The organism is Photobacterium sp. (assembly GCF_033720175.1).
Taxonomy (GTDB): domain Bacteria; phylum Pseudomonadota; class Gammaproteobacteria; order Enterobacterales; family Vibrionaceae; genus Photobacterium.
The window spans coordinates 123,292-134,604 of record NZ_JAWWDA010000004.1 but is presented as its reverse complement, the minus strand read 5'-3'; the positions used below and the strand labels follow the sequence as shown (position 1 = coordinate 134,604).

Genomic DNA, 11,313 nt, shown 5'->3' with positions numbered 1-11,313 from the left:
GCTTAAATGACTTTCCACGCGATGGTTTCACCGGCACGAATAGGCACCACCTCATCGTTACCGAATGCCATCGTCTCGGGTACCGTCCAGCTTTCTTTCGTCAGCGTAATGGTATCGGTATTACGGGGCAGGCCGTAGAAATCAGCGCCGTTAAAGCTAGCAAAGGCTTCCAGATTGTCCAGCGCTCCGGCGTTTTCAAACACTTCAGCGTACAGCTCTATGGCTGCATGGGACGTGTAAGAACCCGCACAACCGCAGGCCGATTCTTTGCGGCCCTGTGCATGGGGGGCCGAGTCTGTCCCCAAAAAGAATTTAGGGCTACCGCTGGTGGCGGCTGCAACTAATGCATGCTGGTGGACGTTACGTTTTAGGATCGGCAGGCAGTAGAAGTGAGGACGAATACCGCCAACCAGCATGTGATTGCGGTTAAACATCAGATGATGCGCGGTAATTGTCGCGCCGACATTAGGCCCGGCGTTTGTCACAAACTCTACCGCATCCGCTGTCGTAATGTGCTCAAGCACCACTTTTAAATCAGGGTACTGCTCAACAATCGGTGCCAGTACCGTTTCAAGGAAGACGGTTTCACGGTCGAAGATATCGATATCGTGAGTAGTCACTTCACCGTGAACAAGTAGAGGCATGCCGGCTTCTTGCAAGGCTTGCAGGGCTGGGCGAATATTATCGACAGAAGTGACACCTGAATCTGAGTTTGTCGTTGCGCCTGCAGGGTAAAGTTTTGCCGCGTAGATATGACCGGAGGCTTTTGCTTTGTGAATTTCTGCAGCGGTTGTGTTGTCGGTGAGGTAGAGGGTCATCAATGGGGAGAAATTGCCTCGGGGGCCTTGGGCAATAATACGTTCGCGGTAGGCTAGTGCAGCGTCTGTATCAGTGACCGGAGGAACCAGATTCGGCATGATTATCGCTCGTCCCATATACCGGCTGATGTCACGAACCGTGTCTTTTAGTACGTCGCCATCACGTAAATGTACATGCCAGTCATCAGGACGTGTAATAGTAATCGTTGTCATCATTGCTTCCCTCCCAAAAAATTCGCCCGATTCTAAAATCATCCACATAGTAAGTAAAGGTCAATGATCAAACAAGCTATCTAATTGATGATTAAAAGCGCAATCGTTTGCAGCTGGTGAGGAGAATTCCGTGGGGAATAATTAAGCCAGCGATTATTGCTGGCTTAATAAGCTTACCGGGAGCGGGGGTGGACCTCTGTGTGCCTTTGTTTTGCCTGGAATTTAAACCGGCTCTTCCTAGCCTATTGCCCCTACAACTTAAAGCGATGTACCAATGTATTTTGCTGGCTAGCCAGTTCATCCAGTTTTGTGCTGGCTTCGGCGACTTCTTCCATTGAACTGAAGTTTGCGTCAGCAATATGGCTGATATCTTCCAGACTGCGGGCAATGGAGCCTGTGGTGCTTTGCTGCTCTTCTGCTGCTTGTGCAATCTGAGCGCTCATCTGGCTGATTTCCATAATGATGGCCTGAACTTCTTCCATCGCGCTGTTAGCCTCAGAGGCTTGCGAAATACTGTTTTCCATTTCGGTAACACAGCTCTGCATGACCGATACGGCCTGACCTGAACTGGACTGCAGACTCTGGATCATATTTTCAATTTCAGAGGTTGAGTCAGTGGTACGTTTAGCCAGTACCCGTACTTCATCGGCAACGACAGCGAATCCTCGGCCCTGATCACCGGCTCGTGCGGCTTCGATTGCCGCATTCAGTGCCAGCAAGTTAGTTTGATCGGCAATGTTGCGAATAACATCCAGTATAGAGCCAATGTTACTGCTCATTGCCTGAAGCTGTGAAACAACGTTAACGGATTCGTCCAAGCGTTCAGAAAGCTGATGAGTTGTATTGATATTACGGCTCATCACTTCACGGCCTGTGGCTGATGCCTTTTCTACCTCATGAACCCTTTCCATGGTGTTTTGTGCGCTGTGCGAGACATCGGTTACCGACTGTTCCATTTCTGTCATTGCCGTGGCCACAGACGCGGTTTGCTGGCGTTGTTCATTGAGGCGATTCTTGGCCTGGGTGGTGGTGGTCTGGTTTTCAGCCGCAACAGTGGTCAGATCTTCTGAAGCCTGGCTGAGTTTCCCCAGTATTTCTTGTAAATTATCAGCCAGGGTATTGATATGACGGCTTAACTTATCGAATTCAATAAAATTGTTATTGTCGATCCGCTGGGTCATGTCGCCATCAGTCAGGGCTTCCAGAGCTTTCAATGTTGATTCAAGCGGCTTGCGAACACTACCGGCCAGATACCAGCCAATAAAAATTGCAAGCAGGGTAACGCAGACCCCGATAAGCACAGCATTTGTGTAGCTCTGATCGTAAGCTGTGTTGGCCGTCTCAATGGCGGTATCCATTTGAGTGTTTGCCTGGGATCTGAAGTTATCTAACAGTCCCATAGCCTGGTCAATTTCTGCGGCTAGGGTTGCAATATTGTCGTAAAGTCGGTTCCTGGCGTCAATATATTCAAAGTGAAGATCAAGTACGCCTCCTTTTTTACCGATATCCTGGGTATATTGCTCGACCGTTTTATCAAAAATAGTTTTCAAAGCCGGGAGCTGGGCAGACAGGCCGCGATAGCTAAAACCAAGGTGATTGACACTTTTTTTATTGGATTTAACGGCGGCAGCAATTTTTTCAATGTCGTCGGTAGCAAGGGCGTCAGAGGTGGCAGTTTCAGTTTGTTTGAGTTTGATAAAGTAGCTTTTTGCCATCATTTTGACAGAAATATTATCTTGATCGTCAATGTACTCCTTCATGCGAACGCTAAGTTCGGTGTGCAGCCGCTGAAAACGGCGTGCCGACTGCAGTCGCTCTTCCTGAGCCAACAACTGTGTGCGGTAGTTGGTCATCGCAGTATGCGCTTCGGTGAAATAACGTTCTTCTAAAGCGAGCAGGTTGCTAAGGTGTGCGCTGAGCTCCGGATTACTTTCGGCAGATTTTACCAGTTGATCACGCGCATCGCCAAAGGCTTCATGAGCTTGGGTGAAATTGGCTTCGTAGGTTTGCATTCGGACGGGATCTTGACTGGTCAGAAAATCCTTAAAGATCTTATCAGCAGCAAGAAGTCTGACGCTGGTCTGGTTGGTTGTTGATACTAATGGGAGCGCATCTGTAGTGACAGATTCTAATTGTTGATGAATGCGGCTTGTTCCATCGAGCATCAGAACGATTGTCGCAGCCATAAGCCCGACCATCACCGCAAACCCGGCGTACATACGCCGTATGACAGAGGCTTGTCTCATTGTATTCATAATGTCCCTAAAAAATAGCAAAAGGCGAGCAGCAGCAATATGCTCACGATAATAATGGTACGAAGCTTGGCTGTTGTTAATGGAGCCTTGCAAAGAGTGTGAGGTCTAAATTTTAAGCCGTAAATTAAGTGACATAAACCTGACACTATTGACTCAATTATTACTTTAATATCCTGTGTCGGAAGCCCGTAATAATGCTTAATGATAATTTAAACCATAGTGCACATACTTTGACGGCTGCATCAAAAAAAAAGCCGCATGCTAAATATTTATCTAGAATCAGGGTTTAAAACGATGTTCAATATTGCTCTCTGAGACGGACTCAAGCATACTTTATCTCAAAGGTAAAAATGAAATGGAGCTTGATATGGCAGAAGAAACTATCTTCAGCAAAATTATTCGTAAGGAAATTCCAGCCGACGTGTTGTACCAGGATGATCTGGTTACTGCATTTCGTGATATTAACCCGCGTGCGCCAAGCCATATCTTAATTATCCCCAACAAACTGATCCCGACGGTGAATCAGATTGAAGCTGATGATGAGCTTGTGATGGGGCGGCTGTTTACCGTCGCACGAAAGCTGGCAGAAGAAGAAGGTGTTGCTGAAGACGGTTATCGCTTAATTGTTAACTGTAACCCTCATGGTGGCCAGGAAGTGTACCATGTTCATATGCATTTACTGGGTGGCCGTCCGTTGGGTCCAATGTTAGTTGGTTAACACGTCTCTTATCTTTGAGTAAGTGCTTATTAAGTAAAGTCTGAGTATATTAAGGTACTTCTTTAATTGCTCAGGCTTTTTCATAGGAAAGTGGTCATTAACTCAATACTTAAACATGCTGTCGTCGTGCTACTTTCTCTTAGTCTGCTGGCCTGTGCCAACCTATCCACCCAGAGTCTGTTTAGCCATTACAGTGCCGCAAATGCTGATGCACATCAGGCCATGCTGCAAGGGCTTTACACCCAAGCAGCAGAAGCATTACCTGATGCACCGGCAGGCGATATTCTTGATGGTATGGAACGCGGCAGGGTTCATTTTGTCGCAGAACAATACCCCATTAGTTTTGCCTCATTAAAACATGCCGATATGGCGGTTAAAGAGCAGCAGCGTCAGGCGACGATTCAGCTCTCTGAAGGAATGAACCAGGCTGGTGCCTTACTCACCAATGACAATATGATCACCTACCAGCCTGCTGATTATGAATTAGGTTTTTTGCACCTCTATTTAGGGCTTAACTACCTGCAACAGAAAAACCTGGAAGGGGCGCTGGTAGAGGTTCGTCGAGCTAACTTGGTCCAAGAGGCGGCTCGAAAACAGCGTGAGGCAGAATTGCTGCGTGCAGAAAAAGAAGTCAATCGTCAAGGTATCAACGATAACATTGGGTCGGTACTGGCTCGCTATCCTGCTGCGGGTAAAAAACTAGGCGCGGTGCAGAATGGTTATCTGTTTTATCTGTCTGGGGTGTTGTATGAAGCCAATGGTGATCTGAATAGTGCCTATATTGATTATAAGCGGGCTTTAGCGGTCGCACCGGGCAACACCTATATGGCTAATACAGTTCTTCGAGTAGCAACCGTTATGAATATGACGGGTGACTTAAAAACCCTCGAAGCGCGTTACGGTAAGTATACCAAGCCCGCATCGAATCAAGGCCGGATCATTATTTTTGATGAGCAGGGAGTGGTTCAGGCTCGAGACGGTTGGCGCTTGCCGCTGTGGTTGTACGACAGTCGCGGTGACGGGGTAATTTATAATCTGGCATTGCCATATTACCCCATTGTAACAATGCCACGACTTGCACCGTTAAAACTGGAGAACAAAGCGGTGCGGGGAGCGCAGGTGGCCGATGTGAATGCCATGGCAAAGAATAGCTTGAATGAAGCGTTGCCTGCCATTGTGGCTCGACAGGCGCTGCGCGTATTAGCGAAAAATGAAGTTCGCAAAACCGCTGCGAGTAAAGGAAACGATGTAGGTAATATACTTGCAAATATTTTCAATACACTGACGGAACAACCAGATACGCGTAGTTGGCAGTCTTTACCTGCCAGTGTTGAGGTTTTCCATACCGATTTAGCGGCTGGTACGTATGGCTTGAGTTGGAATGGACGACAGTTAAATATAGATATTAAAGCCGGACGAACCACAATGGTTTGGGTGTCTCGACAAGGAGACCAAGTCAGCTGGTGGTCGGCGCTGTTAGGAGGAATCTAATGAGATATATCTCAATATTGCTAGTTGCTGTAATTTTAACGGCATGCACCACTACAACCTCGGGGATCAGTATTGAAAGCAGTAACCAGAATGTGGTTATTGGTAATTCATCGCTGGCAAGCCGTGTCGCGGTTGAAAGGGCCATTGTCGGTGACGTTAACGGTCTGATGAAAGCCGGGGTCCCGGTAACCAGTCAGGTTAGCAATGATATGAAATTGCAATACCGTTTTTATTGGTATGATGCTCAAGGGTTAGAAGTGGATGGCAGTGATGCGCCATGGCGGCAATTTGTACTGCATGGCAAGGATACAATGACCCTGCAAGCCATTGCAAGAAGCCCGAAAGCAAAGCAATACCGTATTTATATTCGTCAAGCAAATTATTAATCACAACCCTTGAAGGTCTAAAATGAAAAAAAGCATTATTGCATTATTGAGCGTCGCTGTTTTATTGGGTGGTTGTGCGCAGAAAGTCAGCTATGGTGATGCCCAGGAGGCGGAAACGACAACCATTGAGTTTGGGTCAACCGATCTGCAAAAAATTGCGGAAGAGATGACCGACAGCATGCTCGCTTCAGGCTCCGTTGCTTACATTACGGGAAACAACCAGCGTCCGATTATCGTCGTTGATGGCATTAAGAATAAAACCAGCGAGCATATTGATACCGAATCCATTACCGATTCTGTCAGCACCCGTCTGCTAAACTCTGGTAAGTTTCGTTTTGTTGATATGACGCGTATAGAAGCCGCCCGCAAGCAGTTGAACTTCCAGAATAACGATGAACTGGTTAACCAGAGCACCGCGATTCAGTTCGGTAAAATGGTCGGTGCCGAGTATATGCTGTATGGCAACCTTGCGAGTATTGTGAAGCAAGCGGGCGGCGATAAAGACGTTTATTACAAAATGACGATGCGACTGATGGATCTGGAAACGGGCCTGATCGAATGGGCTGACGAAAGCGAGATCCGCAAGCAAGAAGCGAAAAGCCTTCTTGGCTGGTAATCGCCGTTAGCTGGGGATCTTATTGTTGTAATTATGCAGCGAATCGCAATAGGTTATACCAATCGGGATAGTTGTCCCGCTTGGTATTATTGAGGCACTAAGTGGAATCATTCGACCAATCTTTGCTTAGTGCATTACAAGACGTTGAGCTCATATCTGCCAGGCCGCTTTCCGGTGGCCTGACTAACCGTTGCTGGTTACTGACAATCCGTAATGTTACTTCCGGTCAATACACTTCTCTGGTCTGGCGACCGATAGCCGCTTCATCAAGCGCATTTGGCGTCTCTCGCCAATATGAATATCAAGTTTTAGCACTAATTGCTCCTAGTGGAATTGCACCTAAGCCCGCTTACTTGCTGGAACATGGCTTGTTAGTGGAGTGGATTGAAGGGGAAGAAGCCGGTAATGAACTATCAGATACCACTTTACTGAAGCTTCAGGCTGATATTCACACATTGCCTGTGCCTCACTGGCGGTTAGATGTACAGAAACGAGCGGCACACTATTGGCAATTTATACCGCAACATTTTAAAACACCTGAACTGATCTCAATTTTCCATTGCTTTCAAGACCAGCCACTCCAGACCAAGTTTGCAGAGACCTGCTGTCATCATGATCTGGGGCGTTATAACATTATTCGTGCCGATAACGGACGTAATGTGGTGATCGATTGGGAATATGCTGCTGCGGGTGATCCCTCATTAGATTTAGCACTGACCATTAATGCTAATGGTCTTGAACCAAATGGGGCCGTAAAGATGTATTGTCAGCATCGTGGGATCAGCAATAACCAACCGTGGTTAGATGCCGTGGTTGACTGGCAACCGTGGTGTGACTATTTGGCTATGCTGTGGTTCTTCGTCGGGGCTGATATCTGGCAAGACCAGACGTATGTAGAGTCGGCTAATCAGCTGCAACAGAAACTGAGCTTTCTTCCTCGATAAACAATCGTTAATCCGCTGTTTTGATTTTTCTCATGTTCCGAGAAAACCCAGGTCTACACTGATCTTGAGGTTGTCGGCTCTTAGCTAATACAGGAAGGTGGTTAAGGTGAAGCTCTCTGGTCGTGTTAAACAATGGATCTTCTGTTTACTGATTTCGGTGTTGTTGACCGGCTGTGTTATGCGTCTGGCTTACAACACGTTAGACTTTTGGATTTCTTATTACCTGACCGATTATGTCAGTCTTAACTCTGATCAGGAAAGAAATTTCGAAGCCGACCTTGATAAAGCACTGCTTATTCATCGTGATCGTGAGCTTCCAAAATTACACCGCCTGATCTCTGAGTTGCAATCAGATTTGAAAAAGCCACTCACTTTCAGCCAGACCCGCGGTTATCATTTTAAACTGACCAAAGTAGGGCAAGATTCCATTGGATTATTGGCGATACCGCTGGCGGAAATGATCCGTGGACTGGACGAAGATCAAATCGTTGAACTCAACCGTAATATTAAAAAAAGGATAGATGACGCGATCGCTGAAAGAACCATACTGACGACAAAACAAAAGGTGACCAAGCGAACGAGACAGTTGCAGGAAATAGCCAATGACTGGGTTGGCACGCTAACGTATAAGCAGAAGCAGTTATTACACGAACTGGCTGGGTATCAAGTCGAGATGGAGCCGATATTCTTCTCTTTTTATCGCAGTTTCTTGCAGAACTGGCGAGAGTTGATAAAAAAACGTTTTGAGCCTGATTTTGATAAAAATTTGACTCAGATGCTGCAGAAATTTGTTGCGCTGGAGAATGAGCCGCTTCAGATAGATATTAATGTCTACCTTAATCGTCGTTTTGATGTCATGCGCCGGTTGAATAACAGTCTGAACGATAAGCAGCGTCGATATCTTGATCGAAAATTATCCGGTATTCGTATAGATTTGGCGATTCTGATTCATCAATAAGGGGATATTTGTTCTTTTAAACTACATACCCAAGTTACCTCAAGATGCAGGATTCAGAGTGATGCCAGCCAGTTCAATTCAAGGAAAATGTGCGAAGGAATGACAGGTCCTTTCGAGTGCATTTGACACCGAAGTGGGCTGGCTGGGTCACTCCCGAAGGGCGAGTTTTCCAGGCACTAATGTTGCGTTGCTGATTTTTGATGTAGAGCAACTATATCGACAAATCAGCGCCTGACCTTAGTGCCTGGAAATTCTCGCTGAAACGAGCACCTTGAGGTTACTTGGGTATAAAAAACATGTTAGATTAAATTCAGACGCATATGAGTGCCACGGACAATAAGAACGACAGGGGAGAAGAGATGATTATTTATCTACATGGCTTTGATTCAACAAGCCCGGGTAATCACGAAAAAGTATTACAGCTTCAGTTTATTGACCCCGATGTTCGTTTCGTTAACTACAGTACTTTGCACCCTAAACACGACATGCAACATATCCTCAAAGAAGTGCATAAGTTAAAGGAGCAGTCGGACGATCCTAACCCACTCATTTGTGGTGTCGGTTTAGGTGGTTACTGGTCTGAGCGTATCGGCTTCTTGAGCGGTATTCGACAGGTTATCTTTAACCCGAACCTGCATCCTGAAATCAATATGGAAGGACGGATCGACCGGCCGGAAGAATACGCCGACATTGGGACAAAATGTGTTGCAGATTTTCGTAAAAAAAATGCGGGTAATTGCCTCTGTATCCTTTCAACTAATGACGAAGTATTAGATAATCGCCTTACAAGTGATGCATTGGGTGATTATTATCAAATCATCTGGGATGAGACAGAAACACATAAATTTAAAAAGATCTCACAGCATCTAAAAACGATAAAATCCTTTAAAGAAACAGTGTAACGACCTCCTACCCTCCGCAGACGGAGCCGATCCGTCTGTATCAATACCAAATTGAACAGCGAACTTTGGTGTGGCTCGAACAACCAGAGCGTTGTTCTGTTTGGTATTAGTCAATCAGCCAGAGCATTATCATCTGTAATTTATGGATGAAGAGCCGAGATAAGGCCCTGAGCAATATAAAATTTTATAAATAAGAGGAAGTTATCGTGACGCGTATTATCGTAGTTGGTGGCGGTGCGGGTGGTCTTGAGCTTGCGACAAAGTTAGGCCGTACTTTGGGTCGTAAACGCCGTGCAACTGTTACACTTGTCGATCGTAAAGCCAGCCACCTGTGGAAACCGCTTTTACACGAAGTCGCAACCGGATCGATGGATGCCGGAGTTGATGCTTTGAGCTATCGAGCCCATGCTAAAAACCACTCGTTTGAGTTTCAGATGGGGAGTTTGCAAGAAATTGACCGTGAGAATAAAACAATTAAGTTGGCCTCCCTTCATGACGAGCAGGGTGCTCTCTTAATGCCAGAGCGTGATCTGGAATACGATATTCTGGTCATGGCGATTGGTTCGACGTCAAATGATTTTAATACACCAGGTGTGTGCGAACACTGTATATTCCTGGATAGCCCAGAACAGGCCCACCGCTTTCGTACCGAGATGAATAACCAGTTCCTGAAATTACATGCCAATAAAGATCAGAAAACGGTTGATATTGCCATTGTTGGCGCGGGGGCGACAGGTGTAGAGTTGTCGGCTGAATTGCACAATGCAGTAAAAGAGTTGCGTACTTATGGCTTCGGTGATCTTGATAGCTCGCGCTTGAATGTCAACCTGGTTGAAGCGGGTGAACGTATTCTTCCTGCATTGCCACCACGTATCTCGTCTGCAGCTCATAGCGAGTTGACCAAGCTGGGTGTTAATGTCCGTACTGCGACTATGGTAACTAAAGCGGATGAAACCGGCCTTATAACCAAAGATGGTGAGCATATTGCGGCGCAAATTATGGTTTGGGCTGCAGGTATTAAAGCTCCTGACTTTATCAAAGATATTGCAGGTCTGGAAACCAACCGTATTAACCAATTGGTGGTTAAGCCTACGTTGCAGACCACCCGAGATGACGACATCTATGTTATCGGCGATCTTGCTTGTTGTGCTCAGGAGGATGGTAGTTTTGTGCCACCTCGCGCCCAGGCCGCTCACCAAATGGCAAGTCGTTGTTTCTCTAATATTGTCGCGAAAATGACGAACCGCGATCAGAAGCCTTATGTATACAGTGATCATGGGTCTCTGGTATCACTGAGTCGTTTCTCTACGGTTGGTAGCCTGATGGGGAATTTGACCAAAGGTTCTATGATGGTTGAGGGGCGCATTGCCCGTATTGTGTATATTTCTCTGTATCGGATGCACCTGGTTGCGTTGCATGGCGTGTTTAAAACTGGCCTGATGATGCTGGTTGGTCGTATCAACCGTGTATTACGTCCGAACCTGAAACTACACTAATTCAGGTTTAAAGCTTAATAAAAAAACCGCCATAAACTGGCGGTTTTTTATATACAATGCCAGAAACTAGCTCTGGTCTTTTGACTAATTAATGCCGATTAACTCAACATCAAAAATCAATACTGAACCTGCTGGAATACCGCCAGTTGCCCGGTTGCCATACGCCAGCTCTGCCGGAATAAACAAGCGTGTTTTTTCACCTTCGACCATGAGCTGCAGCCCTTCGGTCCAGCCCTTGATCACCTGGTTCAGACCGAAAGCAATCGTCTCCCCTCGCTCTACCGAGCTGTCGAAAACCGTTCCGTCAATCAGCGTACCGTGGTAATGCACCGTGACTTTATCGGACGCTTTCGGGTGTTCGGTACCGGTACCTTCCTGTAATACTAAATACTGCAGACCTGATGCGGTCGTCTTGACCCCTTCAGCCTGCTTATTTTCTTCAAGAAATTCCTGGCCGATTTTGATGTTTTCAGCAGCGGCCTGATTATTGTTTTTCGAATATTGCATGAAGAGAAT

At 46.3% G+C, this 11,313-nt stretch carries 11 protein-coding genes; 8 read left to right on the top strand and 3 right to left on the bottom strand.

The genetic code is table 11. The features are described 5' to 3' along the window. Positions 1-2: 2 nt before the first annotated feature. Positions 3-1,031: a dihydroorotase gene (gene pyrC, locus R3289_RS06430; RefSeq protein ID WP_318924783.1), complete on the bottom strand. Its 1,029-nt coding sequence runs from the start codon at positions 1,029-1,031 to the stop codon at positions 3-5. 251 nt (positions 1,032-1,282) lie between these two features. After that, positions 1,283-3,286: a methyl-accepting chemotaxis protein gene (locus tag R3289_RS06425; RefSeq protein ID WP_318924671.1), complete on the bottom strand. Its 2,004-nt coding sequence runs from the start codon at positions 3,284-3,286 to the stop codon at positions 1,283-1,285. Positions 3,287-3,653: 367 nt separating this feature from the next. Between R3289_RS06425 and hinT the strand changes: the two genes are divergently transcribed. The 8 genes from hinT to R3289_RS06385 all read left to right on the top strand — a co-directional run bounded on the left by hinT (position 3,654) and on the right by R3289_RS06385 (position 10,797). Next, entirely contained in the window at positions 3,654-4,004 is a 351-nt protein-coding gene (gene hinT, locus R3289_RS06420; RefSeq protein WP_318924670.1) for a purine nucleoside phosphoramidase, read from the top strand. Between the two features lie 126 nt (positions 4,005-4,130). Beyond that, entirely contained in the window at positions 4,131-5,495 is a 1,365-nt protein-coding gene (locus R3289_RS06415; RefSeq protein WP_318924669.1) for a hypothetical protein, read from the top strand. Continuing rightward, positions 5,495-5,881, top strand: a complete 387-nt coding sequence (locus R3289_RS06410; protein ID WP_318924668.1) for a YcfL family protein — start codon at positions 5,495-5,497, stop codon at positions 5,879-5,881. The genes R3289_RS06415 and R3289_RS06410 overlap by 1 nt, the downstream gene beginning before the upstream one ends. 22 nt (positions 5,882-5,903) lie before the next feature. Further along, on the top strand, positions 5,904-6,497 hold the full coding sequence (gene lpoB / locus R3289_RS06405; RefSeq protein ID WP_318924667.1) for a penicillin-binding protein activator LpoB: 594 nt from the start codon (positions 5,904-5,906) through the stop codon (positions 6,495-6,497). A 101-nt stretch (positions 6,498-6,598) separates the two neighbouring features. After that, complete coding sequence (locus R3289_RS06400; RefSeq protein ID WP_318924666.1) at positions 6,599-7,441, top strand: phosphotransferase; 843 nt, start codon at positions 6,599-6,601, stop codon at positions 7,439-7,441. A gap of 106 nt (positions 7,442-7,547) precedes the next feature. Next, positions 7,548-8,399 carry a DUF6279 family lipoprotein gene (locus R3289_RS06395; protein WP_318924665.1) on the top strand — a complete coding sequence of 284 codons (852 nt, stop codon included), beginning with the start codon at positions 7,548-7,550 and terminating at the stop codon, positions 8,397-8,399. Positions 8,400-8,758: 359 nt separating this feature from the next. Continuing rightward, positions 8,759-9,301, top strand: a complete 543-nt coding sequence (ycfP, locus tag R3289_RS06390; protein ID WP_318924663.1) for an alpha/beta hydrolase YcfP — start codon at positions 8,759-8,761, stop codon at positions 9,299-9,301. Between the two features lie 206 nt (positions 9,302-9,507). After that, positions 9,508-10,797: an NAD(P)/FAD-dependent oxidoreductase gene (locus R3289_RS06385; RefSeq protein WP_318924662.1), complete on the top strand. Its 1,290-nt coding sequence runs from the start codon at positions 9,508-9,510 to the stop codon at positions 10,795-10,797. 84 nt (positions 10,798-10,881) lie between these two features. Here the strand turns inward: R3289_RS06385 and R3289_RS06380 are convergent, their stop codons facing one another. After that, a complete protein-coding gene (locus R3289_RS06380; protein ID WP_413466684.1) occupies positions 10,882-11,304 on the bottom strand; it encodes an FKBP-type peptidyl-prolyl cis-trans isomerase in 423 nt (140 codons plus the stop codon). Positions 11,305-11,313: the final 9 nt, after the last annotated feature.